Source organism: Avibacterium sp. 20-132, from assembly GCF_023611925.1.
Lineage (GTDB): Bacteria > Pseudomonadota > Gammaproteobacteria > Enterobacterales > Pasteurellaceae > Avibacterium.
The window spans coordinates 19264-46256 of the sequence record NZ_CP091456.1 but is presented as its reverse complement, the minus strand read 5'-3'; the positions used below and the strand labels follow the sequence as shown (position 1 = coordinate 46256).

The 26993-nt window shown below is 41.4% G+C and carries 23 protein-coding genes; 12 read left to right on the top strand and 11 right to left on the bottom strand.

Annotated features, from left to right (window positions below; translation table 11 throughout):
* Positions 1–60: 60 nt before the first annotated feature.
* The 5 genes from L4F93_RS00190 to L4F93_RS00170 form a co-directional block, all read right to left on the bottom strand.
* Complete coding sequence (locus L4F93_RS00190) at positions 61–1467, bottom strand: basic amino acid/polyamine antiporter (protein WP_250350554.1); 1407 nt, start codon at positions 1465–1467, stop codon at positions 61–63.
* Between the two features lie 11 nt (positions 1468–1478).
* A complete protein-coding gene (locus L4F93_RS00185) occupies positions 1479–2372 on the bottom strand; it encodes a homocysteine S-methyltransferase family protein (protein WP_250350553.1) in 894 nt (297 codons plus the stop codon).
* A gap of 264 nt (positions 2373–2636) precedes the next feature.
* The gene (gene ychF / locus L4F93_RS00180) at positions 2637–3728 is read right to left on the bottom strand and encodes a redox-regulated ATPase YchF (RefSeq protein WP_250350552.1); all 1092 of its coding nucleotides are present in this window, start codon (positions 3726–3728) and stop codon (positions 2637–2639) included.
* 16 nt (positions 3729–3744) lie between these two features.
* Positions 3745–4335, bottom strand: coding sequence for an aminoacyl-tRNA hydrolase (pth, locus tag L4F93_RS00175; RefSeq protein ID WP_250350551.1), 591 nt, complete (start codon positions 4333–4335; stop codon positions 3745–3747).
* Positions 4336–4383: 48 nt separating this feature from the next.
* Positions 4384–4800 (bottom strand): EamA family transporter, encoded by a 417-nt coding sequence (locus tag L4F93_RS00170; RefSeq protein ID WP_250350550.1) that lies wholly within the window; start codon positions 4798–4800, stop codon positions 4384–4386.
* Between the two features lie 94 nt (positions 4801–4894).
* On the opposite strand from L4F93_RS00170, the gene L4F93_RS00165 reads away from it, so the two are divergent.
* From L4F93_RS00165 to xseA, 4 genes are read left to right on the top strand one after another with little or no spacing between them, the layout of a single operon-like run.
* Positions 4895–5326: a type II toxin-antitoxin system RatA family toxin gene (locus tag L4F93_RS00165; protein ID WP_250350549.1), complete on the top strand. Its 432-nt coding sequence runs from the start codon at positions 4895–4897 to the stop codon at positions 5324–5326.
* Positions 5326–5715 carry an RnfH family protein gene (locus L4F93_RS00160; RefSeq protein WP_250350548.1) on the top strand — a complete coding sequence of 130 codons (390 nt, stop codon included), beginning with the start codon at positions 5326–5328 and terminating at the stop codon, positions 5713–5715. Before L4F93_RS00165 ends, L4F93_RS00160 begins: the two co-directional genes overlap by 1 nt.
* On the top strand, positions 5708–6904 hold the full coding sequence (locus L4F93_RS00155) for a ribosomal protein uL16 3-hydroxylase (RefSeq protein ID WP_250350547.1): 1197 nt from the start codon (positions 5708–5710) through the stop codon (positions 6902–6904). The genes L4F93_RS00160 and L4F93_RS00155 overlap by 8 nt, the downstream gene beginning before the upstream one ends.
* A 2-nt stretch (positions 6905–6906) precedes the next feature.
* On the top strand, positions 6907–8442 hold the full coding sequence (gene xseA / locus L4F93_RS00150; protein WP_250350546.1) for an exodeoxyribonuclease VII large subunit: 1536 nt from the start codon (positions 6907–6909) through the stop codon (positions 8440–8442).
* Between the two features lie 823 nt (positions 8443–9265).
* Here xseA and fdhE read toward each other — a convergent pair.
* The 4 genes from fdhE to fdnG all read right to left on the bottom strand — a co-directional run bounded on the left by fdhE (position 9266) and on the right by fdnG (position 14922).
* Positions 9266–10174, bottom strand: a complete 909-nt coding sequence (gene fdhE / locus L4F93_RS00145; RefSeq protein ID WP_250350545.1) for a formate dehydrogenase accessory protein FdhE — start codon at positions 10172–10174, stop codon at positions 9266–9268.
* Between the two features lie 87 nt (positions 10175–10261).
* Positions 10262–10948 carry a formate dehydrogenase subunit gamma gene (locus tag L4F93_RS00140; RefSeq protein WP_250350544.1) on the bottom strand — a complete coding sequence of 229 codons (687 nt, stop codon included), beginning with the start codon at positions 10946–10948 and terminating at the stop codon, positions 10262–10264.
* Positions 10941–11864 carry a formate dehydrogenase subunit beta gene (fdxH, locus tag L4F93_RS00135; RefSeq protein ID WP_250350543.1) on the bottom strand — a complete coding sequence of 308 codons (924 nt, stop codon included), beginning with the start codon at positions 11862–11864 and terminating at the stop codon, positions 10941–10943. Before fdxH ends, L4F93_RS00140 begins: the two co-directional genes overlap by 8 nt.
* 1 nt (position 11865) lies before the next feature.
* Positions 11866–14922, bottom strand: coding sequence for a formate dehydrogenase-N subunit alpha (fdnG, locus tag L4F93_RS00130; protein WP_250350542.1), 3057 nt, complete (start codon positions 14920–14922; stop codon positions 11866–11868).
* A 269-nt stretch (positions 14923–15191) separates the two neighbouring features.
* On the opposite strand from fdnG, the gene fdhD reads away from it, so the two are divergent.
* The 4 genes from fdhD (at position 15192) to L4F93_RS00110 (ending at position 19167) form a co-directional block, all read left to right on the top strand.
* A complete protein-coding gene (gene fdhD / locus L4F93_RS00125) occupies positions 15192–16019 on the top strand; it encodes a formate dehydrogenase accessory sulfurtransferase FdhD (RefSeq protein ID WP_250350541.1) in 828 nt (275 codons plus the stop codon).
* An 82-nt stretch (positions 16020–16101) separates the two neighbouring features.
* Positions 16102–16317 (top strand): cation transporter, encoded by a 216-nt coding sequence (locus tag L4F93_RS00120; protein WP_250350540.1) that lies wholly within the window; start codon positions 16102–16104, stop codon positions 16315–16317.
* Between the two features lie 50 nt (positions 16318–16367).
* On the top strand, positions 16368–18596 hold the full coding sequence (locus L4F93_RS00115; protein WP_442780714.1) for a copper-translocating P-type ATPase: 2229 nt from the start codon (positions 16368–16370) through the stop codon (positions 18594–18596).
* Between the two features lie 115 nt (positions 18597–18711).
* Positions 18712–19167, top strand: coding sequence for a DUF441 domain-containing protein (locus L4F93_RS00110; protein ID WP_250351707.1), 456 nt, complete (start codon positions 18712–18714; stop codon positions 19165–19167).
* Between the two features lie 116 nt (positions 19168–19283).
* Here L4F93_RS00110 and smpB read toward each other — a convergent pair whose 3' ends face one another.
* Complete coding sequence (gene smpB, locus L4F93_RS00105; protein WP_250350539.1) at positions 19284–19766, bottom strand: SsrA-binding protein SmpB; 483 nt, start codon at positions 19764–19766, stop codon at positions 19284–19286.
* 129 nt (positions 19767–19895) lie between these two features.
* On the opposite strand from smpB, the gene ubiD reads away from it, so the two are divergent.
* Positions 19896–21365 (top strand): 4-hydroxy-3-polyprenylbenzoate decarboxylase, encoded by a 1470-nt coding sequence (gene ubiD, locus L4F93_RS00100; protein WP_250350538.1) that lies wholly within the window; start codon positions 19896–19898, stop codon positions 21363–21365.
* A 93-nt stretch (positions 21366–21458) separates the two neighbouring features.
* On the opposite strand, the gene mepM is transcribed toward ubiD, so the two are convergent.
* Complete coding sequence (gene mepM, locus L4F93_RS00095) at positions 21459–22961, bottom strand: murein DD-endopeptidase MepM (protein ID WP_250350537.1); 1503 nt, start codon at positions 22959–22961, stop codon at positions 21459–21461.
* Positions 22962–23148: 187 nt separating this feature from the next.
* On the opposite strand from mepM, the gene znuC reads away from it, so the two are divergent.
* The 3 genes from znuC (at position 23149) to dnaK (ending at position 26953) form a co-directional block, all read left to right on the top strand.
* Complete coding sequence (gene znuC, locus L4F93_RS00090) at positions 23149–23946, top strand: zinc ABC transporter ATP-binding protein ZnuC (RefSeq protein WP_250351706.1); 798 nt, start codon at positions 23149–23151, stop codon at positions 23944–23946.
* A 9-nt stretch (positions 23947–23955) separates the two neighbouring features.
* Complete coding sequence (znuB, locus tag L4F93_RS00085; RefSeq protein ID WP_250350536.1) at positions 23956–24741, top strand: zinc ABC transporter permease subunit ZnuB; 786 nt, start codon at positions 23956–23958, stop codon at positions 24739–24741.
* Positions 24742–25054: 313 nt separating this feature from the next.
* On the top strand, positions 25055–26953 hold the full coding sequence (gene dnaK / locus L4F93_RS00080) for a molecular chaperone DnaK (RefSeq protein ID WP_250350535.1): 1899 nt from the start codon (positions 25055–25057) through the stop codon (positions 26951–26953).
* The last annotated feature ends 40 nt before the right edge of the window (positions 26954–26993 follow it).

Sequence of the window (26993 nt, the reverse complement as noted above, 5' to 3'; positions counted from 1 at the left end):
TGTCCTATTTTTTATTGTGATGAAAAAAAGCAGATCGATATGATCTGCTTTTTAGATAACTTAGAATTCAAAATTTATCAGTACGTTAATTGCCCAAATAAAGAGTAATGCAAAAAGGACAATCAGGGCTTTTTCAGCGTGGTTTAAATTGAATTTGCCTTGCGATTGGTGGCGAGAATATAGGAATAGCGCAATACCGGGTACATATAACGCCACAGAAATCAGCAGATAATCAAGTCCTGCGGCATATAAAATCCATAGCCCATAAAGTGTGGCAATAAATCCCGTGAGTTTAATATACCAAGCACAATGTTGCTGAAAGGCTAATTTTAGCAAGTAAGCGCCAATCAGTAAGTAAGGCACTAAGATCATTGAAGTTGAAATCAGTAGTAATGCTTCATAGGTCTTGCCTGTGAGTAAAACCAAAATAAGGCATAGCTGTACCACAAAGCCGGTAAACCATAAGGAGTTAATCGGCACATCATTGTCATTGAGTTTATTCAGAATTTGTGGAAATGCCCCATTTTTAGCACCTCGATAAGGGACTTCTGCCGAATACATCGTCCAGCTAATGTAAGAAGCGAGTACAGAAATAATTAAGCAGACGGTAATGAGAACTTTGCCACTTTTGCCGATCATTAATTCTAATAGTCCAGCCATAGAAGGATTTGCCATTTGGGCAATAGTTTCTCTTGGTAAAAGACCTAAAGAAAGCACCGTAATTGCAATATAGAGTAATAACGCAATAATGATGCCTAATACGGTTGCAATGCCCACATCGCTGCGTTTTTTTGCGTGAGCGGAGAGTACGGCTGCCCCTTCAACCCCAGTAAAAACCCACAAAGTGATGAGCATTGTATTTTTCACCTGATCACTCACTGTATTATTTAATGCGATTCCTTTTATATCGCTATTAAAGGTTTCTGGAGAGAAAAAGCAAAAGGCGAGCGCAATAAATAAAATAAGCGGAAAGACTTTAACGAGGGTGGCGATTAAATTAACAGAAGCGGCTTCTTTGACCCCTCTTGCAATCAAAAGATGAACAAGCCACACCACCAGTGAAGAACCGATAAAAGAGGCGAGGGTATTGCCTTGCCCAAAAATAACGACATTTTCGCTATCTGTAAAGGTACCAATACCTTCAAAAGCGACAACTAAGTAGCCCACAATCCCGATGGTTGCACAGAGCCAGTAACCCCAAGCGGATAAAAATCCCATTAATTCACCAAAACCTTCGCGTGCGTAAGTATAAATCCCACCGTCTAATTCAGGTTTAAGGCGTGAAATAAAAAAGAAAGATAATCCAAGAAAAATAATCCCAATGCCAGTAATCAGCCAGCCAATCAGTAGGGCTTCTGATCCCGCAACAGCAGCCATATTTTGCGGTAAGCTGAAAATTCCTGAGCCAATCATCGAACTCAGCACGAGGGCGGTAAGAGAAATTAAACCAATTTTTTTATTTGACATCCTGTATTTCCCTATTTTTTGAAATAATCTGAAAGTGCTTGAATATGCTCTAAGCCAATACCACAGCAACCGCCAATAATGCTTGCGCCAGCACGTTGCCATTTTTTCGCCCAAACTAAATAGGCTTGGGGATCAAGATCTTTACGTACTTCGTCTAATCCTTCATTGGCGGTGGCTTCTTTGGTTTGTGGTGCAAAGGCGTTGGCATAAGCCCCTGTGGCAATGTGTTCAGCCTGATGTTTTTGTAGTACCTGTTGGGTTACTTGTAAGGCTTGTTCAATCACTTCTGGCTGACAGCAGTTAAATAAAATGGCACTCACGCCTAATTCAATCATTTTTTCTACCGCACTTTGTACTGATTCCCCTGAACGTAGGCTCGCTGGAAGATGCGGGTTTTCATCTTGCAAGGTAAAGGAAACCCACAGAGGACGATCATCGGGTAATAAAGGTTTGATTGAGACAGGCTCAATAATGGCGCTTTGGGTTTCGCATAACCAAAGATCAACGTAAGGGGCAAGCCCATTGATGAGTGGCAGAGCAATCTCTTTAACACGCTCAGCTTGAAATAAATCAGGTCGATAAGAGCCAAATAAGGGAGGCAGAGAACCCGCAATTTTAATGGATTTTCCGCTATTTTTCACCGCATTTTTAGCCAGACGACCAGCAAGATCGGCAAGCATTTTGCCATCAGCAACAAAACGTTGTTCACCAATGTGAAAAGGCACAACCGCATAACTATTCGTGGTAATCACTTCAGCGCCATGGGCAATAAAGTTCTGATGAACCTGTTCAATAGCTTGCGGTTTTTCATAAAGTGAAAGTGCCGACCATTCTGGTTGGCGAAAGGGTGCGTTTAAACGCATTAATTCACGGCTCATTCCACCGTCAAGAATTGTGATTGTCATTTTTGCTTCCTATAAAGTAAAAAATAAGATGATATTAACCTGTCATTTGATGAGGATATTTTAATCTACACTCATTTAATGAAAAGAACACGTCCGTTTACATTAAAAATAAAACAGTGAACTGATCTTTCTATCATAAAGAGGTAGTAACACCGTATTATTTTAAACTGGAACAACAGTAATTAAAAAAATACCGCACTTTTTCTCAAGTGCGGTAATATTTTTATCTATTTTTTAGATCAAAATAGCATAAGCTAGAATGAATTAGACATTAAAACGGAAATGCATTACATCGCCATCTTGAACGATATAATCTTTCCCTTCTAAACGCCATTTTCCTGCTTCTTTTGCCCCGTTTTCGCCTTTGTACTGAATGAAATCAGCATAAGAAATAACTTCGGCGCGAATAAAACCTTTTTCAAAATCAGTGTGGATGACCGCAGCGGCTTTTGGTGCTGTGGCGCCGACGGAAACTGTCCACGCACGAACTTCTTTAACGCCAGCAGTGAAATAAGTTTGTAAATTTAATAGGGCATAACCTGCACGAATAACACGGTTTAAACCCGGTTCATCAATGCCTAGATCTTGCAGAAACTCCACTTTTTCTTCATCATCCAGTTCCGCAATTTCAGATTCAATTGCCGCACAAACAGGCACAACCACCGCCCCTTCTTTTTCCGCAATTTCACGTACACGATCTAAATAAGGATTATTTTCAAAGCCATCTTCATTCACATTGGCAATATACATTGTTGGTTTTAATGTAAGGAAGTTATAGCTCTTAATGGCGTGTAATTCGTCTTTATCTAATCCGACAGAACGAATCATTCCGGCATTTTCTAACACAGGGAGGATTTTTTCCATAATGGACAATTCAAATTTTGCCTCTTTATCGCCACCTTTGGCACGTTTAGTTAAACGTTGAATGGCGCGCTCACAACTGTCTAAATCAGCGAGGGCAAGTTCTGTGTTAATGGTGTCGATATCTTCAGCGGGATCAATTTTTCCGGCAACGTGAACAATGTCATCATTTTCAAAACAACGTACAACGTGGCCAATCGCATCGGTTTCACGAATATTAGCAAGGAATTTGTTACCTAATCCTTCCCCTTTGCTTGCGCCAGCAACAAGACCGGCGATATCCACAAATTCCATTGTAGTTGGTAAGACGCGTTCAGGTTTAACAATTTCCGCTAACGCGTCTAGACGTGGATCGGGCATTGGCACAACGCCAGTGTTTGGTTCAATGGTACAGAACGGGTAATTTGCCGCTTCAATACCTGCTTTTGTTAATGCGTTAAAAAGGGTGGATTTGCCCACGTTTGGTAAACCTACAATACCACATTTAAATCCCATAATATTTCCTTAATGTTTAATTTGATGCTTTAAAGCTATTGAGTCGATTTGTTGCTTTGTTAATGCCTTCTTTGATGAGAATTTCCACGCACACAGTGGCTTCATCTAAGGCTTTATCAATCAGTTGCCAATCTGTTGGTGAGGGTTTACCTAGCACATAGGCGGAAACCAGATTTTTATCACCCGGGTGTCCAATCCCCACACGCAGGCGATAGAAATTTTTATTATTACCTAGCTGAGCAATGCTATCACGCAAACCGTTATGTCCACCGTGTCCGCCCCCTTGCTTAATTTTGGCAACACCGGGAGGAAGATCAAGCTCATCGTGAATAATCAGCATTTCTTCTGGTTTAATGCGGTAAAAATTGGCTAATGCACTCACCGCTTTACCGCTTAAGTTCATAAAAGTAGTGGGGACGAGAAAACGAATTTCTTCGCCAAAAATCACCGCTCTTGCGGTTTTACCGAAAAATTTACTTTCTTCTTTCAGTTGAAAATTAAATTGACGGGCAAGGCGGTTAATTAACCATTCCCCCGCATTATGGCGGGTTTCGGCATATTTATCCCCCGGGTTAGCCAGCCCAACAATGAGTTTAATTTCTGACATACTTTCTTTAACTGGACAAAAATAGTGGGCTATTGTAGCGAAAAACAGTTATAACGCCAAGACCAATACACCCGCTAAAATTAAAATTGAACCGATAATGAGTTTTAAGCTGATGGCTTCGCCTAATATTACCACCCCTAACACAATGGCGATAACCACGCTAAGTTTATCAATGGGGGCGACCCAAGAGGCGGGGGCAAGCTGTAATGCACGATAATAGCAAAGCCAAGAAAGCCCCGTAGCAACGCCTGATAAAAGTAGGAAAATAAAGGGCTTTGCGGCGATATGTTGGGGGAGTTGCCATTCGTTACGCAACGTAATAATACCACCAGCCACAACCAATACCACAAGGGTGCGAATAAACGTAGCAAGGTTGCTATTTATCCCCTCCACGCCAAGTTTGCCCAAAATGGCGGTGAGTCCGGCGAAAAATGCTGATCCAATGGCGAAAATGACCCAATTCATCGTTTTTCCTTATTTTTTCGTGCGTTTATCACCGCACTTTTGTTTGATATTCGCTATAATAGCAAAGTTTTTTTAGAGAAAAATAGAAATAAAAATGCCAAGAGTTAATCAAAGCGCCTTAGTGCCTTACAGTGCCAAACAAATGTATGATTTGGTGAATAATTATGAACGTTATCCAGAATTTGTGCCGGGTTGTGTGGAAAGCCGAACGTTAAGTCGTGAGCAAAATCAGCTTACCGCAGAATTAGTCATCAGCAAAGCAGGCATTCGTCAGCGTTTTACCACGCAAAATACAATGGTGGAAAATCAGCGTATCCAAATGCAGTTGGTGGAAGGACCGTTTAAATTTTTGCAAGGGGAATGGCAGTTTGTGGAAATTGATGAGCAGTGTTGCAAAATTGCCTTAACACTGGAATTTGAATTTTCCAATCCGATTATTGCAATGGCGTTTGGGCAGATTTTTACTCATTTAACCAGCAAAATGATCGATGCGTTTAAGCTGCGTGCCAAGGAGGTTTACGCCTAATGTCTAAATTAAAAATTGAAATTGCTTATGCTTTGCCTGATCGTTATTTTTTGAAAACCTTGCATATGGAACAAGGCACAACCGTGCAAACCGCAATTTTGCAATCAGGTATTTTACATCAGTTTAGCGAAATTGATTTGCGTGAAAATAAAATTGGGATTTTCAGCCGTCCAGCAAAATTAACTGATCTTGTAGAAGACGGGGATCGCATCGAAATTTACCGCCCTTTACTTGCAGATCCCAAAGAGATCCGCCGTAAGCGAGCGGCACAACAGTTACAAGAACAGCAAGCACAAAAGCAAGCAGAAAAAGAAGCAAAAAAACGTGCAAAACAGTTAGCCCAAGATCAACGATCTGCAAACGAGCAAGAGGAACAAGGCGATGATTAAATTTTGTTTACCTGAACACATTAGCCCTGAACAATTTTTACAAGAATATTGGCAAAAGAAACCGTTATTAATTCGCAACGGTCTTCCACAAATTGTGGGACAGTTTGAGCCACAAGATATTATTGAACTGGCGCAAGGTGAAGAGGTTACCGCGCGCCTAATCAAGCAGCATAGCGATGAAAATTGGGCGTTGAAAACCAGCCCTTTATCTGAGCAAGATTTTGCTGATGTACCCGCACAATGGACGGTCCTCGTACAAAATATGGAACAGTGGTCGCCTGAATTGGGACAATTATGGAATGCGTTTGGTTTTATTCCACAGTGGCAACGAGATGATATTATGGTGTCTTATGCACCGCAAGGTGGCTCAGTCGGGCGACATTATGATGAATATGACGTGTTCCTTGTGCAAGGGTATGGGCATCGCCGTTGGCAACTCGGTAAATGGTGCGATCCTAGCACAGAATTTAAGCCTAACCAGCCGATCCGTATTTTTGATGATATGGGCGAATTGTTACTTGATGAGGTGCTTGCCCCCGGTGATGTGCTTTATGTGCCTTCCCGTTTATCCCATTATGGTGTGGCGCAAGATGATTGCCTGACGTTTTCTTTCGGCTTACGTTATCCTAATTTGGCGGATATTTTTGAAAATGTGGCAAAAGCCTTTAATCAACCTAGCTTAGAATTAGATCTCAGTGAATTTTTAATTCCTCTCCGTCTTCACCCTGATCAGCAACCAACAGGGTTATTGGCACAGCAAAATATCACCACAATAAAGCAACAGTTCCTTGCTAGCCTTGCACAAAGCGTACAATTTGATGCCTTATTCAAACAAGCCTTAGCAAGTACAGTGAGTAGCAGACGCTACGAATTATTACCAACGGAAGGGGAGTACGATCCTGAAGAAGTGCGGTCGCTTTTGGAGCAGGATTGTTTGCTTTCACAAGATAATAATTGCAAATTGCTTTATACCGAACAGCCATTGCGTCTTTATGCCAACGGTGAATGGCTAGATGAACTCAACCCGTTAGAAGCCCAAATTTTAAAACGGTTATCTGATGGAGAAAACCTGAATTTAGCGGATTTACACGAGTTAATGCGTGATATGCAAGATAAAGAAAGTGTAATGGAACTCTTGTTAGACAGTCTATGCAACTGGCTTGATGATGGTTGGGTGTTATTGGATTAAATATGGAAAATAGTGCAATTTATTCTGTTTCGCAACTCAATCAGCAGGCTCGCCAATTATTGGAGGGGCAGCTTGGGCTTGTGTGGCTCACAGGCGAAATTTCTAATTTTACTCAACCGGTTTCGGGGCATTGGTATCTCACTCTGAAAGATGAAAATGCTCAAGTGCGTTGTGCAATGTTCCGAATGAAAAATCTGCGTGTCTCATTTCGCCCACAAAATGGTATGCAAGTCCTCGTTAGGGCAAGTGTCAGCTTATATGAGCCACGAGGGGATTATCAGCTTATTATTGACACAATGCAGCCAGCAGGTGAGGGATTACTGCAACAGCAATTTGAAGCCTTAAAAATGAAATTGGCGGCGGAAGGATTGTTTGCCCAAAATCTGAAAAAAAACCTACCGCACTTTAGTCGCAAAGTGGGCGTGGTTACTTCGCCGACAGGGGCAGCATTACAAGATATTTTGCATATTTTACAACGTAGAGATCCTAGTCTAGCGGTGGTGATTTATCCTACTGCTGTTCAAGGCAAAGAAGCCACGGCTGAAATTGTGCAAATGATCGAGCTTGCCAACCGTCGCCAAGAAGTGGACGTATTGATTGTTGGGCGTGGCGGTGGTTCATTAGAAGATTTATGGTGTTTTAATGAAGAAGCCGTGACGCGAGCAATTTTTAATTCTGTCATTCCTGTGATCAGTGCGGTAGGACACGAAACCGACATAACCATTGCTGATTTTGTTGCAGATGTGCGTGCGCCCACCCCATCGGCGGCGGCAGAATTGGTAAGCCGTGATCAGCAAGAATTATTGCAACAGCTTGACTATAAACGCCAGCATTTAGAAATGGCGTTAGATCGATGTTTTAATGAAAAACGTCAAGCATTAAATCAGCTCGTGTGGCGTTTGCAAAATCGCCATCCGCAAATTCAGTTTAATCAACAAAAGGCACAGCTAGAACAGCTTGCTTACCGTTTACAGTTTGCAATGCAACGCGAAGTGGAAAAATCGCAACAACAGATTGCCGTGCAACATCAACGTTTGCATTTAGCCATAGCGCGAAACCTTTCTACAAAAAAAGAATATTCACAAAAACTTCGCCAACGTTTGCAACATTGTCATCCACAAACACAGCTCAATCAGCGAAAAGCACACATTCAACAGCTAGGTTATGGCTTAAAACTTGCAATACAAGGTTATTTCACGAAAAAACAACAAAATTTCACCGCACTTAATGAACGGTTGCACAATAATCCATTACCTTATCGCTTGCAAAAGCAGGCTCAACATTTGCAACAATTAAATGTGCGGTTAGCTTTTTCTACGGAAAAACAACTGGCAAATAAACAAGGGCATTTTGCGACGTTGTGCCAACAATTAGACGGATTAAGCCCATTGAAAATTCTTTCCCGTGGTTATTCCATCTCTGAAAATGAACAAGGCATTGCAATTACCCAAAGTCGCCAAGTGAAAGTGGGCGAGCGTGTGAAAACACAGTTAATGAATGGCATAATTTATAGCCGTGTTGAACAAATAGAAAAATAGTCACTTAATTTTGAAAATAAGATAGCGTTGGTTCGCCTTATTTTTGTACGAGTTATGTTGAACCGTATTGCCTTATTCCAACTTTAAACAGAGATAATTCCTGATATCTAAAAAAGATAACAATAATTTTTCTTTTTGAAGAAAACGCCTTCTTTTTTTGAGATAGATGAAAAAAATAAAAATTTTAAAATTTTTCACGATTTTAGTTGCATTTCGTTTTTTTTTTTACAATAGGGAGGATTTATCTTGATTTTATTGAGATAAATCTAAACGAAATATTTTATTCATCTTTGTGGTTAAGGCGACTTAACCACTTTTTTTGTTTTTAAAATGGGCGATTGTATTTACTTTCCCCCTTAAAAAAGTGAAGTGCGGTAAAAAATAGTAAAATTTTCTACCGCACTTTATAAATAAGAAAGGTTTTCTATCGCTATCACCTTGATGCCTTACTAGCGAGCCAATGGTGTATTGTTATCTTGCTTTATTTACAAACATAAAAGAATTTCCCTCACTTTAGGGAAAAAAATAAAAATTTTAAAATTTTTCACGATTTTAGTTGCATTTCGTTTTTTTTTTTTTACAATAGGGAGGATTTATCTTGATTTTATTGAGATAAATCTAAACGAAATATTTTATTCATCTTTGTGGTTAAGGCGACTTAACCACTTTTTTTTGTTTTTAAAATGGGTGATTGTATTTACTTTCCCACTTAAAAAAGTGAAGTGCGGTAAAAAATAGTAAAATTTTCTACCGCACTTTATAAATAAGAAAGGTGTTCTATCGCTATCACCTTGATGCCTTACTGGCGAGCCAATGGTGGCTTTTACCCAGCTTCATTTGGAAACATAAAAGGATTTAATCCACTACGCGAAAGACCTTTTTCTTCCATTTCAATATCAAGATAGATACTTGCCAAATCATCAGCGATGGCTTCGACATAAGGGTCTTTCTCTTGATACATCATTTTCAGATAGCTATGGCAATCGCCGCAGCTTTCGGCTTTAACGGGGGCTGATTCGCTGTCAATTGACCAATAATCTAGTTTCCCCGTGTGATTACAATTGGTGCATTTACTACGCACGACATTCCATTCACTTTCACATAGGGAGCAATGTACATAACGTAAACCTTGCTCTGAGCCAAAATGCACCACGCTGGCGGTCGGCGGGGCATTACATACTGGGCAAAGATGAAGGTGTTCACCGCTTTCCATTTTGCTATTTTGTGGCAACTGCTGTGCAAGCTGAATCCAATAAAGGGAAAGTGCCGCCCAAATAAAGAGGGCTTTATCGCTACTGACTTCTGAAAATTGTTGCGCGAGTAATTTGTCAGCAAGCTGTTCAAGCTCGTTGTCGGAGGTTTTTTCTAAATTCTCAATGGTAGCTTGAACGTTTTCAGTTCCATTATTTTTCATTTTATTGAGCAACGCGTGAAATAAGGTTCGCCATTGTGGATCGCGCTGCCATTGGGTAAGATTAAGTGGAACGCTTGTTTCCGCATTAATTTCAATTTTTTGCGTAACAGGCTGTTCGTTCAGTAGGGCGAGTTGGCAATCTACAATACTTGCCGCAAAGTTAAGGTAATCCGCCATTGGGTGATTTTGCGCCAGAGAACGTAAGCGTTCAGCTCGCCGTTGGTAAAGATTTTTGGGGTTGGAAAATAAGAGAACAGGGTGATGAAAAGAGCTAGCAGCTTGTACAATTTCATCTTTTGGTAGGATTTTGATACTCATAATTTTTCATCAGCTTTTGTCAATAAAGAAAGTGCGGTGTAAATTTGCAAAATTTTGCAAAAAATCACCGCACTTTGCCATCGTTAATTAGTTAGTGTGCTTTTCTTTCGCTTTTTCTGCGGCTTCTTTTTCAAGTTCAGGCAGAATGTCTTCACGGAACCAGCGTGGGTGATGTTTTTTCGCCCAGCGTACCGTTACCCAACCTTCAACCATTCCTCGAATAGAACCTTTCACCCAAAATGCCATATACATATGCACCATAATGCCGGTAAAGAGCATAAAGGCACTGGCAGAGTGGAGTAAAATTGCAATGCGAATTACCGGAATTGGGAAATTATGGGAGAAATATTGTCGCCACATAATAATCCCTGTTGCCAGTAATGTGAACATTGCTAGAATAAGCGTCCAAAACAGCATTTTTTGCCCTAAATTATATTTTCCGTTGTCTGAAACGGCGTGTTCGTTGCCTTTTAAGACTTCTTTAATATTTTTGAGCCATACCCAGTCATTTTTCTCCGGAATGTTATGACGCCAATAAATCAAGCAAAGATTAATAAACGCCACAAACATCACTAAGCCTGTGAATGGGTGGATAAAACGGGCAATTCTTGGATTACCTAAAATTTCCGTTAGCCAAGCAAAATCAGGGAAGAAAAAGGCAAGCCCTGATAAGCCAGTGGTGAAGAAACAAATCACAAGTAGCCAATGGCTTAAACGCGCAGGAAATTTATGGCGAACAACTCGTTGATCGTTGCTGATCTTAAATTTACTCATTTTCGCCTCCTTTCTGGGTTTGATTGTCTTCTGGTGTGACTTCGTCGTGTTCTTCAAGCTCTTCCGTATTTGGCCCTACTGCAAGGTAGTGCGCAATTTCAGAAAGCACTAAGCCGCCCATTGCTACCGCTGCAACTGGTTTCAAGACGTCTTTCCATAATTTCACGCTAACGTCAATGTGTGGATCTTTTGGTAAACCTGAGTAAAGTTCTGGCTTATCCGCGTGATGTAAAACATACATCACGTGTGTGCCACCAACACCTTCAGGATCATAAAGCCCAGCATTTTCGTAACCACGGGATTTGAGATCGGCAATACGGGTTTCTGCATAGTGTTTCATTTCTTCTTTTGTTCCGAAATGAATTGCCCCTGTTGGGCAGGTTTTAACACAAGCAGGTTCTTGACCCACGGTTACGCGATCTACGCAAAGTGTACATTTGTACACGCGGTTATCTTCAGGGTTCATTCTTGGAATATTGAATGGACAGCCAGCGATACAGTAGCCACAACCGATACATTTATCTGATTGGAAATCTACAATCCCGTTTGCGTATTGAATTATTGCACCCGGTGAAGGGCAGGATTTTAAACAGCCCGGTTCACTACAGTGCATACAGCCATCTTTACGAATTAGCCATTCTAAACGATCATTTTCTTCAACTTCGTTGAATTTCATCACCGTCCACGCTTTGGCATTGAGATCGATTGGGTTATCGTATGAGCCGATACATTTTTCTGGCTCAGCACGAAGATCATTCCATTCGGAACAGGCCACTTGACAGGCTTTACAGCCAATACAAGTGGTAACATCAATCAGTTTTGCCACTTCAAGCTGATGATCGCGTGCGTGAGGTGGTGGTGTTAATCCCGATGTTGCAGAGGCTTTAATAATATCTTGTGATTGAACATTTCCCATATTATGCCCCCACTTTCTCAATATTTACCAACATACATTTTGATTCTGGGGTTTGTGTATTTGCATCACCTGCACGAATCGTTAGGTTATTGGCAAAGAAGCCTTTTTTGCTTACCCCTGAGAATCCCCAGTGAATTGGAATACCTACGGTATGCACCGGTTTTCCATCAGCCATTAATGGACGGATACGTTTTGTAACTACGGCGACTGCTTTAATATAGCCACGTTTTGAGCTAACTTTAACGTAATCCCCGTTATTAATGCCTTTCTCTTTTGCGAGTGCTTCACCAATTTCAACAAATTGCTCTGGCTGTGCAATCACATTAAGTAGCACATTTTTTGTCCAGAAGTGGAAATGCTCGGTGAGGCGATAAGTGGTGCCGACATAAGGGAATTCCGCAGAAGTACCAATGTCTGCTTTATCACTTTCTAAAATACGCGCCACAGGGTTGGAGACCACATTTGGATGCAATGGGTTTGTGCCAATTGGTGTTTCAATCGGTTCATAATGCTCTGGGAACGGACCATCAGCCATACGTTCACGGACGAATAAACCACTCACCCCTTCTGGTTGCATAATAAATGGTAGGGTAGGACTGTTCGGTGGGGCTGTACCAAAGTCAGCCACGTCCACATAGTTCCAGTTTTTGCCATTCCATTTAATTAGCTGGCGTTTTGGATTCCAAGGTTTACCAGATAAATCCGCACTTGCACGGTTATAGATAATTCGGCGATTCATCGGCCACGCAAAGCCCCAACCTAGGGTATTACCTAAGTTAGATGGATCCGCGTTATCACGATTGGCCATTTGGTTCCCTTTTTGTGTCCATTGACCGGTATAAATCCAGCACGCACCAGAGGTGCTACCGTCATCACGCATTTGAGCGAAACTTGATAGCAGATCGCCTTTTTTCAAGATGACATTACCGTTGGCATCAAGCAGATCTTGTAAGGCGTAGCCGTTCATTTCTTTTGCCACTTCTTCTGCTTTTGGCTCAAGTGGGTTGTCATACTGCCAGCTCATTGCCTCAAGGCTATCAAGGGATACGCCACCTTCTTTGTGGTAAAGCTCGATTAATGCCGCTCTTAATTCAGAAAGAATCTCGCCATCACTTTTTGCTTCAAATGGTGGTTCAACGGCTTTCCAGTGCCACTGTAACCAACGCCCAGAGTTAGCGATTGAACCGTGTTCTTCCACGAAACAAGTTGTTGGTAAGCGGAATACTTCGGTTTGAATTTCTTCTGTTTTCACGTCATTAAATTCACCGTAGTTTTTCCAGAATTCAGAGGTATCCGTGATTAACGGATCCATAATCACCAAGTATTTTAACTTACTTAAGGCTTTAATGATTTTGCCTGAATTTGGATAAGAGGCAACAGGGTTCATCCCTTGGCAGAAATAACCATTTACGCGCCCTTGATACATTTCTTCAATGTACCGGAACTGATCCATACCGCCTTTCGGTAATTTTGGTAAATAATGATAGCCAAATTCATTTTCTTTGGTTGCTTTTTCACCAAAGAAGGTTTTGAGCATACTTACCATAAATTTTGGCGTATTTTGCCAGTAATTGACCTGATCTTTCATCATTGTTTTTGGCGTAATACGGTTTAGGAAACTTTCTAAACTGGTATCCGCTTCGGTTGGCAATGGAATATAGCCGGGCAACATATGTGGGAATAAACCTAAATCGGTGATTCCTTGTACATTTGAGTGACCACGCAACGCATTCACGCCTCCACCTGAAACGCCGATGTTACCGAGTAATAGCTGGATCATCGCCATAGTACGAATATTTTGTGAACCCACCGTATGTTGTGTCCAACCTAATGCGTACATAAAGGTTGCCGCTTTGTCAGGCGCAGAGGTTTTTGCAATTTCTTCACAGAATTGTAAGAAACTTTTTTGTGGTGTCCCGGTGATGCGTTCTACCATCTCAGGCGTATAGCGAGAAACGTGATCTTTTAACAGATTAATTACGCAACGCGGGTGTTGTAAGGTGAGATCACGAATTGGCTGACCTTCCGCATCAAATTGATAACGCCAAGTTGAACGATCATATTTACGCGTTTCAGGATCATAACCTGAGAATAAACCGTCTTCAAAGGTGAAGTTTTCATCAACAAGGAATGCCGCATTCGTATAATGTCTAACGTATTCGTGTTGAATTTGATCTTTTTCTAATAAATAACGAATAACGCCAGATAAAAATGCAATATCTGTACCAGAACGGAGTGGCATATAAATATCTGCAACTGAAGCTGTACGGTTAAAGCGTGGATCAACCACCATTAACTTCGCACCATTTTGTTTTTTCGCTTCAATCGCCCAACGGAACCCAACAGGGTGAGCTTCCGCTGCGTTACCGCCCATTACAATGACTAAATCGGAATTTTTAATATCAACCCAGTGGTTGGTCATCGCACCGCGACCAAATGATGGAGCAAGACTTGCTACCGTTGGTCCGTGTCAGATACTCGCTTGGTTGTCGGTATAAATCATCCCGAGTGAACGAACAAATTTTTGCGTTAAGATACCTGTTTCATTGCTACAAGCCGATCCGGCTAAGAAACCCGCGGTCATCCAACGATTAACAGGGGTACCATTTTCATTGTTTAACACAAAGTTAGCATCGCGGTCTGCTTTCATATGTTTGGCGATGCGTTCAATGGCTTCTTCCCAAGATATACGTTTCCACTCCGTTGAGCCTGCTTCACGCACTTCAGGGTATTTCACACGACGAGGGCTGTTTACATAATCTAATGCGCCAGCCCCTTTAGGACAAAGCGCGCCACGGCTCACTGGATGATCGGGGTCACCTTCAATATGATAAAGTTTACCCACGCTATTTTTTGCGCCATCACCTAAGCTGTATAACAACATACCACAGCCTACGGCACAATAGGTGCAGGTATTACGGGTTTCTTTACCGCGTAATAACTTGTATTCGCGAGGTGCTGCTAAAGCAGTTGCTGGGGCAAAGCCCAACATCGCCGCAGACGTCCCTGCCATACCACCTGCACAGATCTTAAAGAACTTTCTTCTTGTGACCTGCATAGAGATGCTCCTTAACCAACAAAATTGTTGTGTTATTGTGTAGTAGATTTGTTTTTTATAGATATTCGTTTGGGCTAACTGAATTGTTCACATTTTTTATTTACCAAATAAACAGCGGTAAGTCGCACATTTTCACCGATGAAATAATTCAGTTACAGTATAGTTTGTTGTCAAATTGTATTACAATTAGCACAACATAATACTGTGGCTAGGATACGCCTTTTCACACCTAAAATCTATAAGTAATCTTGATTAGAAAGGAAAAATTCTTGAGCTGGATCACAAAATCAACAGTTAATTTTTTCAAAAAATTAACAAATAATAAACATTCTCAACACATACCAATTTGGCAAGAAAAAGAAGAAATACTCGCAATAGAAACCCCTGTTGCCTTGGTTTATAACGGCATTAGCCACACAGTAATGATGTGTTCCCCGCAAGATTTAGCGGATTTTGCCCTAGGGTTTTCCTTAACCGAAGGCATTATCGAAAAGCCCGCGGATATTTATGGAATTGATGTTGAAGAAACCTGCAATGGCATTGAAGTACAGATAGAAATTGCCACGCGTTGCTTTGTCGCACTCAAAGAGCGTCGCCGCACCTTAGCCGGGAGAACGGGCTGTGGCATTTGCGGCACAGAACAGCTTGATCAAATTCATAAAAATTTCCCTATTTTACACCGCACTTATGTTTTGGATATTTATCGCCTTGATGATTGTCTAAAAAAATTACATTCAGCCCAACAGCTTGGGCAACAAACAGGCTCAACGCACGCGGCTGCTTTTTTTGATTTACAAGGTAACTTGCTTGCTATTCGGGAAGATGTTGGTCGTCACGTGGCTTTGGACAAATTGCTAGGTTGGCACGCCAAACAGCCAAAGCAACAAGGTTTTGTCTTAATTTCTAGCCGAGCTAGCTATGAAATGGTGCAGAAAGTTGTGAGTGCAGGCATTGAATGCTTAGTCGCTATCTCAGCCGCAACAGCACTTGCTGTACAACAAGCTCAACAAAGCCACCTGACTTTAATTGGTTTTGCCCGAGAGGGCAGGGCGACCGTTTACACTGGTAAAGAGCGGGTGGATTTTGCAGAGAATTGACTTTTAAAAGGAATGACAGAGCCTTGACTCTAACCCTATGTTAAGGTTTATGCTACAACCAAATTTTTACTAGAAGGACAAAATGATGAAAAAAACTGTTTTAGCATTAAGTGATTTATCCTGCCAGCATTGCGTAAAATCTGTACAAAAAACGTTAGATAATATTGCAGGTGTGCAACGTGCAGAGGTGAGTTTGGATAGCGCCGTTGTAGAGGGAGAGGTTGATCCACAAGTGTTGATTGATGCCATTGTTGAAGCAGGTTATCAAGCACGCCTTGCCGATATGCCGGCAAAGTAAGTTCACTACCCGAATCTTCCACAGAAATTTCTTCCCCTGATCCTGTGGTAGTGGGCGAGCATCAGGATCAGGTTACGCTTTTACTTGATGGCTTAAGTTGTGCTGCTTGTGTGATGAAAGTACAAAACGCCTTACAAGCCGTGCCACAGGTTGTGCAAGTGCAAGTCAATTTAGCGGAACAAACCGCCTTAGTCAGGGGTAATGCCACGCCACAGTCTCTCGTTACTGCCGTACAACAAGCAGGTTATGGCGCGGAAGTGGTGAATGATGATGCGGTGCGAGCGGAAAAACAGCAATGTAAAACCACGCAAGAAGTGAACCGGCGTAAATGGCAAGGCATTATCGCCCTTGGCTTAGGGGCGATATTAATGCTTTGGGGGTTACTTGGCGGCACAATGAGCGTTAGCCAAAACAATCGTGCCTATTGGTTGGTTGTGGGAGTGCTGGTTTTGCTGATAATGATTGTTACAGGCAAACATTTCTATCAAAAGGCTTGGCAAAATCTCTTTCATCGTACCGCTACAATGGATACTCTTGTAGCATTGGGAACGGGGACGGCTTGGCTTTATTCAATGGTTGTTTGTGTTAAGCCCGATTTTTTCCCTGAGAATGCACGCCATTTATATTTTGAAGCGGCGGCGATGATTATCGGTTTTATCAATTTAGGTAAAATGTTTGAAGCAAAAGCGAAACAACATTCTTCGCAGGCATTGGCACGCTTGCTTGATCTGACGCCTAAAACGGTGCATTTGATGACATCACAAGGCACGCAAGACATTCCCCTTGCGGCGGTGAAAGAAGGAATGTTATTACGCTTACAAACAGGCGAACGTGTTGCCGTGGATGGAACAGTTACCGAAGGGCAAGGCTGGTTTGATGAAAGTATGCTGACTGGCGAACCTCTCTCAGTGCAAAAGCACGTTGGGGATAAAATTAGTGCTGGCACGCTGATTTCAGATGGCACGGTGATTTATCGCGCAGAACAAATTGGTGAGCAAACGACGCTGGCAAATATCATCAAATTAGTGCGTCAAGCACAGAGTAGCAAACCGAAAATAGGGCAACTTGCCGATAAGATTGCCGGTATTTTTGTCCCGATTGTGATTGGCATTGCGTTACTGGCAGGCTTGATTTGGTATGTTTTCGGACCTGCCCCACAATTTTCTTATAGTTTGGTGATCTTTACTACTGTACTTATCATTGCTTGCCCTTGTGCTTTAGGGTTAGCTACGCCAATGTCGATTATTTCAGGGATTGGGCGTGCGGCAGAATTGGGGATTTTAGTGCGTGATGCCGATGCCTTACAAAAAGCCGCCAGCGCCGATACGATTGTGTTTGATAAAACAGGCACGCTGACAAAAGGTTCGCCAAAAATCACCGCACTTTATTGTTTTAATGATTATTCAGAAAAACAAGTTAGCCAGCTTGCAGCAAGTTTAGAGCAAGGATCAAATCACCCGTTAGCAAAAGGCATTGTGCAGTTTAATCAAGAAAAACAAGGTGAGATCAAACCACTCAACGCCTTTACCACATTGCAAGGTTTAGGTGTGCGTGGGAAAGTGGAAACATTTGAATTATTACTTGGTAATCAAGCCTTAATGATACAGCAAGGGGTGGATATTCAACCTGCAATGGCGATATGGCAACAGCAAACAGCAAGCGGAGCAACGGTGGTGTTTTTCGCGATAAATCAGCAATTAGCTGGGGTGTTTGTAATAAGCGATCCGCTAAGAGAAGATTCAGTTCAAGCGTTACAACGCTTGCATAAACAAGGTTATTATTTGGTGATGCTTACGGGGGATCAAGAGAAAACAGCCCGTTCTTTGGCACAAGGTACAGCGATTGATAAGGTAATCGCTGGCGTTTTGCCTGCTCAAAAAGCCCATATCATCAAAGCATTACAACAAGAAGGGCGTAAGGTTGTAATGGTCGGGGACGGCATTAATGATGCCCCCGCCCTTGCCCAGGCGGATGTGAGTATTGCAATGGGAAGCGGCTCAGATATTGCCATTGAAACCGCAGAATTAACCTTAATGCGACATCATATTTCTGCGGTGGCAGATGCGCTTTGTCTTTCTAAAGGCATTTTACGCAATATGAAGCAAAATCTGTTTGGCGCATTTATTTACAACCTCTTAGGCATACCCATTGCGGCTGGTTTGTTGTATCCCTTGTTTGGTATTCTGCTTAACCCAATGATCGGTGGGCTTGCTATGGCGTTATCTTCTATTACTGTGGTGAGTAATGCCAACCGTTTACTTACCTTTAAAGTAGAATAAAAACGGCACATAATGAGCTTTATTTTTTGTGAATTAGACAAAGAAAAAGCGTATAATTCTGCCATCTTAGGCACAGTACAAGTGCGGTGCTTTTTTTTGAATTTTTGAGGCAATGATGACATTACAATTTAACGCAATCGCCTTGCTATTGGTGATTTTGATTTTACTTGGTGTGTTAGGTAACAACAGCTCAATCACCATTTCGGCAACGATTTTGCTATTAATGCAGCAAACCTTTTTAGCCAAATATATCCCCTTTATGGAAAAATATGGTCTAAATATCGGCATTATTATTCTTACTATTGGCGTGCTTAGCCCAATTATTTCAGGCAAAATTCCCTTACCAAGTTTTACTGAACTGTTGAACTGGAAAATGTTTTTAGCCATTGCGGTGGGCGTGCTGGTCGCGTGGTTTGGTGGGCGAGGGGTAAACCTAATGGGCGCGCAACCCACCTTGCTCACAGGATTATTGGTTGGCACGATTTTAGGGGTTGCCTTTGTTGGCGGTATTCCGGTAGGTCCATTGATCGCGGCGGGGATTTTGTCGTTGTTTTTAGGGAAAACGGGGTGAAGATAACTCGTTAAATAGAAGATAAATCCTTAAATAAAAAAATTAGCCCCTGTTTTGACGAGGGCTAATTCAAAAATTTGCTAATTTCTCACCGCACTTATATTATCGAAGTGACATTAATTTCGCATCGCATTTTTCATAATACGATCTTTCGCCACTTGCCATTCGCGATCTTTAATATCGTTACGTTTATCCACTTGTTTTTTCCCTTTCGCCACGCCGATTTTAATTTTCGCCCAAGGGCCTTTCCAATAAAGAGAAAGGGCAACGATGGTAAACCCATCACGATTTGCTTTGCCGAATAATGACGCTAATTCTCGCTCTTTTAGCAATAATTTACGGGTACGCGTTGGATCGCACACAATATGCGTTGATGCCACACTTAAGGGCTGAATCGTTGCCCCGAATAGATAGGCTTCACCGTCTTTGAAAATAATATAGCTATCGCTAATATTGGCTTTGCCTGCACGCATTGATTTCACTTCCCAGCCTTGCAAGGAAAGCCCCGCTTCGATTTCATCTTCAATAAAATACTCGTGTCTTGCACGTTTATTTAGGGCAATGGTATTTGATGTTTGTTTTGTTTTTTTCTTTGTCATTTTTATACATTTATTCTGATAAAATTGTCGCCCATTCTACCCAATCTAGGGAAAAATCGCAAAAGCACTTGCGTTGCAAAGCAATCTTTATAACAATGATGCCACAATTTTTGCATTGAGTAAGCATTGATGAAATATAAGAATTTACGCGATTTTTTGCAGCTGTTAGAAGAACAAGGTGAATTAAAACGCATTTCGCAAGAAATCGATCCTTATTTGGAAATGACCGAAATTTCCGACCGCACTTTGCGCGCAGGAGGGCCTGCCTTATTATTTGAAAACCCAAAAGGGTTTGCGATGCCCGTGTTGTGTAACTTATTCGGTACGGCAAAGCGTGTGGCGCTTGGAATGGGGCAGAATGATGTGTCAGCATTGCGTGAGGTGGGCAAATTACTTGCTTTCCTTAAAGAACCAGAACCGCCGAAAGGATTTAAAGATTTATGGGCAACATTGCCACAATATAAACAAGTGCTAAATATGCCAGCAAAAGTGCTAAATAAAGCCCCTTGTCAGGATATTGTCCTCCGTGGTGATGAAGTCGATTTATATCGTTTACCAATTATGCAATGTTGGAAGGACGACATTGCCCCTCTTATCACTTGGGGATTGACTATCACCAAAGGTCCCAACAAAAAACGACAGAATTTGGGGATTTACCGCCAACAGCTTATCGGCAAGAATAAATTGATTATGCGCTGGCTTTCGCATCGTGGTGGCGCATTAGATTTCCAAGAATGGAAAGAACAACATCCTGATAAGCCTTTTCCAGTGTCTGTGGCATTGGGGGCTGATCCTGCGACAATTTTAGCCGCGGTAACCCCTGTGCCAGATAGCCTGTCTGAATATGCCTTTGCGGGATTACTGCGTGGTAATAAAACCGAAGTGGTGAAATCAGTGAGTAATGATCTTGATGTGCCAGCCAGTGCGGAAATTGTCTTGGAAGGCTATATTGAACCGAATGAAACCGCGTTAGAGGGGCCATACGGCGATCACACGGGATACTATAACGAGCAAGAATATTTCCCTGTGTTTACCGTTACTCACATTACAATGCGGCAAAATCCGATTTATCACTCCACTTATACAGGACGACCCCCTGATGAACCAGCGATTTTAGGCGAGGCATTAAATGAAGTGTTTATCCCTATTTTGCAAAAGCAATTTCCTGAAATTGTGGATTTTTATTTACCTCCCGAAGGTTGCTCTTACCGTCTTGCCGTGGTGACAATGAAAAAGCAATACGCAGGACACGCCAAGCGCGTAATGATGGGGGTTTGGTCTTTCTTACGTCAATTTATGTACACCAAGTTTGTCATCGTGTGTGATGATGATATTAATGCAAGAGATTGGAAAGATGTGATCTGGGCGATTACCACTCGCAGCGATCCAGCACGAGATTGCACCATTGTGGAAAATACCCCAATCGATTATTTAGATTTTGCTTCGCCGATTGCCGGACTAGGCTCTAAAATGGGGATTGATGCCACAAATAAATGGGCAGGCGAAACGGATCGCGAGTGGGGAGTACCAATTAAAAAAGATCCTGAAGTGGTCAAGCGAGTGGACGAAATTTGGCAAAGCCTAGGTATTTTCGATTAGTGATTGATTAAGGCTTATTAATTTTTAATAAAACAAAAGTGCGGTGCTTTTTTGAAAAATTTTGTCAAAAAGCACCGCACTTATTTTTCTTTGTTAGATTTTTAATTTACGCTCTGCTTCTTTGGCTTTTATCAAGAATTGCTTGCGTTCCGCCGTGGACATTTGGCTACTTGTGCCGGGTAGTTTCACGGTGAGGGGATTAACAGGGCGACCATTAATGTGAAATTCATAATGTAAATGAGGCCCAGTAGAACGTCCTGTATTGCCCGATAATGCAATACGCTCACCCCGTTTCACACTTTGTCCCGCTCTGACTAATGGACGGCTTAGGTGCATATAAACGGTTTGGTATTCACGTCCGTGGCGAATCATAATATACCGACCCGCACCATTAGCTTGGTAGGCGACTTTTTCCACAACGCCGTCAGCAGGTGCGATAACCGGGGTACCGATAGCCATTGAGAAATCCACACCGTTATGTGGACGAATTCGTCCTGTAACAGGGTGACGTCTAGCTGGATTAAATGGCGAGGAGACGCGTGCTTGGCGTTGCATTGGATAACGCGCAAACCCTTTACCCAGTGTTTCCCCTTGACGGTTATAATAACGTCCATTGCTAGACTGGATGGCATAATAGCTTTTTCCGCCAGAGCTGATATGGATTGCTTCCACATTGCCTTGCCCAGTGAGTTTGTTATCCAAATATTCACGGGAAACCAATACGGCAAATTTATCCCCTTGTTTGAGTTTTTTCATACTAATTTGCCATTGCAACGCGCTACCTAATTGAGCAATTTGTTTTGAATTCAGTCCTTGCGCTTTTAAGCTGCTAGAAAATGAGCCTTTAATTTGACCTTTTAGTACCTCTTTTTTCCATACACTTTTTTTCTGCAAGATTTGGCGTTTAAATTTGCCTTCAGCAGTACGTTCATAAATACGTTCTTCTTTTTCTGAAACCAGCCAGTTGAGGTATTCTAATTCACCGTCTTTATCTAAAATCCAATAGAATTGTTGCCCTGCTTTAAGATTTTTTAGCTCTGGATAAGCCGTAATAAGAGTTTTGCTCGTTTCATCTTCTAACCCTGATTGTTCTAATACATCTTTCAAGGTATCACCTTTTACGACGGTATAGCTAAATTGATCTTTGATACGAATAGCTTGATCAGCAATATCAAGCAAATCATTGACCGCATTTTTAGCATCTTCCGGTAAATCGGCAAATTCATCTTTTTCATCAAGATTGACTTGTTCCACTTCGTCATCTTTACCTTGCAGATCATCGTCATAAGAGGTGGCTTCATCGCTATTCGATTTTTCTGTGTTTGCAGTATCCGGTTCAGCACTTTGCGAATTTTCGGTGAGATTTTCATTAGCTTGAATATCCTTGAATTCGCTATTTGTTTGAGTATCTTGAGTTTCATTGAGCGGCTTGTATTGTACTTCATCAGAAGATACCGCAAGGGGATCGGTTTTTGCATTGTCTTTGACGCTTAATACAATGCCAATGAAAATAGATAATATCGCCAAAAGGAAGACTGCCGCTTTAATTCGCGACTTTCTTTTTCGTCTATCCCTTGCTAGTTTAACGTGTTGCACTATCTATTTCCTTTCATATGTTGATTAAAACTTGCATTCTAGTATGACCCATAAAGTGCCAAAAAATTCCTTAGCACGTGTTGAAAAGGATTTAACTGAATAAATTCTAAGCATCTCAACGAGAAACTTGTTAAATCGAATAAAATGGGCTATTTTAAGCAAATTTTTCATAATGTATAGAGATAAAATGCAGATTCACGCCATTAAACAGCCATTAATTGAGTTGAAACACATTAATGTGCAATTTGAACAACGAAGTGTTTTACAAAACATTAACTTATCTCTTTATGCTGATTCTGTTCTTACTATTGTAGGTCCGAACGGGGGAGGTAAATCCACCTTGCTGAAAGTGTTGCTTAAATTAATTAAGCCAAGTTCAGGAAAAGTGATTTATCACAACAATGTGCGTATCGGTTATGTGCCTCAGAAAATTTATCTTGATCATAGCTTGCCCATAACAGTAGAAAAATTTCTTTCTCTTAAACAGGGAACAACCAAGCAAAGTATTCAAGAAACGCTCGATTTACTTTCTATTTCTCATTTACGACAGAACGCGATGCAGAAATTATCTGGTGGCGAAATGCAACGTGTTTTGTTGGCAAGGGCTATTTTAACTAAGCCTAATCTCTTAGTGCTTGATGAGCCAACGCAAGGTGTGGACATTTCAGGTCAAGCCGAATTGTATCAATTAATCCATAAAATGCGGCAAAAATTAAATTGTGCGATTTTAATGGTATCGCACGATCTACATATTGTGATGGCAGATACCAATGAAGTGTTGTGTATTAATCAGCATATCTGCTGTGCGGGAACCCCTGAAATTGTTTCAAACGATCCAACATTTAGGCATTATTTTGGCAACCAATTTTCACAAAATATTGCGCTTTATACACACCACCATAACCATAAGCATAACCTACACGGTGAGGTGTGTTGTGGTAAAAATTTTCAGTTAGCGCAATGCACGCATAAAACGCAGAATTAAGGAACATCAATGCTTGAAATTTTACTTCCAGCTTGGCTAACAGGTATTTTGTTATCTTTTATTACCGCACCATTAGGGGCATTTGTTGTATGGCGCAGAATGGCTTATTTTGGCGATACGCTTTCTCATTCGGCCTTGCTTGGTGTGGCAATTGGTATCTTTTTACATCTTGACCCTTATTTAGCCATTTTAATTATCACGTTAATTTTAGCCATCGGAATGGTATGGTTAGAAAGCCGAACTCAATTCTCGGTCGATACCTTGCTTGGGATCATTGCACATAGTTGCCTTTCTCTAGGCGTCGTCACAGTGGGGCTGCTACAAAATGTCAGAGTGGATTTAATGAATTACCTATTCGGAGATCTCCTCGCCATTAGCTATGAAGATCTTTACCTTATCGCCATTGGGGTACTCGTGGTCGTTGGCTGTTTATGCTATTACTGGAAACCGTTACTTTCCACCACTGTTAGCCCAGAACTTGCCCAAGTCGAAGGTATTAACATTCGTAAAATGCGTTTTGTCTTGATGATTCTCACCGCCTTAACTATTGCGTTAAGTATGAAATTTGTTGGGGCTTTAATCATTACTTCACTTTTGATTATTCCAGCCGCTACCGCACGCCGTTTTGCTCGCACCCCAGAGGCAATGGTCGCCATTGGTGTATTTATTAGCATTCTCGCTGTTTCTTTCGGCTTAATGCTCTCCGCTTTCTACAACACCGCTGCCGGTCCTTCAGTGGTCATTAGTGCCACTTTCTTATTTTTGCTTTCTTTATTTAAGAGAGAAAAGGGTTAAAAAACAGACCGCACTTTCGTATTGCTAAAACGGAAGTGTGGTCAAAATCACGTTTATTTGTTCCTTGCAAAGCTAACAGGTCAATAGAGCAAAAAAATTTCCACCTCCCCCCTTGAAATTTATTTTCTTGCCAAAATTTATTAGCCATCAGAACATTGGACTGAAAAGATCAAAAATTTTCACCGCACTTTAATTTGGTTGTGAAGAGAAAAATGCAAAAAAATTAAAATGTGCCACTTGAAATCATCAAAGTAAGCCCAATTTAATCAAGCGTAAACGAATTTAATCGAATTTTATTAGGAGAAAACATATTATGGGAAAAATTATTGGTATTGACTTAGGTACGACAAACTCTTGTGTGGCAGTAATGGAAGGGGATAAACCTCGTGTCATTGAAAATGCAGAAGGTGATCGCACAACCCCGTCAATTATTGCGTATACAAATGATGGTGAAACATTAGTAGGTCAACCAGCAAAACGTCAAGCAGTAACAAATCCAAAAAATACATTATTTGCAATTAAACGTTTAATTGGTCGTCGTTTTGAAGATCAAGAAGTACAACGTGATGTAAGCATTATGCCATTCAGCATTGTGAAAGCGGATAATGGTGATGCGTGGGTGGAAGTAAAAGATGAAAAAATGGCACCACCGCAAATTTCTGCTGAAGTATTGAAAAAAATGAAGAAAACCGCAGAGGATTTCTTAGGTGAGCCAGTAACAGAAGCGGTAATTACTGTACCTGCTTACTTTAACGATGCACAACGCCAAGCAACCAAAGATGCGGGTCGTATTGCAGGTTTAGATGTAAAACGTATTATTAATGAACCAACAGCAGCCGCATTAGCTTACGGTTTAGATAAAGGTAAAGGTAACCACACGATTGCGGTGTATGACTTAGGGGGCGGTACATTCGACTTATCTATTATCGAAATTGATGAAGTTGATGGAGAAAAAACCTTTGAAGTATTAGCAACCAATGGTGATACTCACTTAGGTGGTGAAGACTTCGATAATCGTGTTATTAATTACTTAGTGGATGAATTTAAGAAAGAGCAAGGTGTTGATTTACGCAACGACCCACTTGCAATGCAACGTTTGAAAGAAGCGGCTGAAAAAGCAAAAATTGAGCTTTCTTCTGCACAACAAACTGATGTGAACTTACCTTACATCACAGCAGACGCAACAGGTCCTAAACACTTAAATATTAAATTGACGCGTGCAAAATTAGAAGCATTAGTTGAAGATTTAGTGGCGCGTTCGTTAGAACCAGTAAAAGTGGCGCTTAAAGATGCGGGATTAAGCGTATCAGAGGTTGATGATGTCATCTTAGTAGGTGGTCAAACACGTATGCCATTAGTACAACAAAAAGTGGCAGAGTTCTTTGGCAAAGAACCTCGTAAAGATGTCAATCCTGATGAAGCAGTAGCTATTGGTGCGGCTGTGCAAGGTGGTGTATTAGCGGGTGATGTGAAAGACGTCTTGTTATTAGACGTAACCCCTCTTTCACTCGGTATTGAAACAATGGGTGGGGTAATGACGACCCTAATTGAGAAAAACACAACGATTCCAACGAAGAAATCACAAGTGTTCTCAACAGCAGAAGATAACCAAAGTGCAGTAACCATTCACGTGTTACAAGGTGAACGTAAACAAGCTTCTGCAAACAAATCATTAGGTCAATTTAACCTTGAAGGCATTAACCCAGCACCACGTGGTATGCCACAAATTGAAGTAACCTTTGATATTGATGCGGATGGTATTATCCACGTTTCAGCAAAAGATAAAGGTACAGGTAAAGAACAGCAAATTACCATTAAGGCTTCATCTGGTTTAAGTGAAGATGAAATTCAACAAATGGTTCGTGATGCAGAAGCAAATGCAGATGCTGACCGTAAATTTGAAGAGTTAGTGCAAGCCCGTAACCAAGCTGATCACCTAGTTCATAGCACACGCAAACAATTAGGCGAAGTTGGCGATCAATTATCTGCCGATGACAAAGCCCAAATTGAAAACGCCGTGAACGAACTTGAAACGGCAGCGAAAGGTGAAGACAAAGCTGACATTGAAGCGAAAATTCAAGCACTTGTACAAGCTTCACAAAAATTAATGCAAGCGACAGCACAACAAGCACAAGCTGGTGAACAGCCACAGCAAAACAGCAATGATGATGTGGTAGATGCTGAGTTTGAAGAAGTGAAAGATAATAAATAATTCACATTCAACAATAATCCAAAGGGCATAGCGATATGCC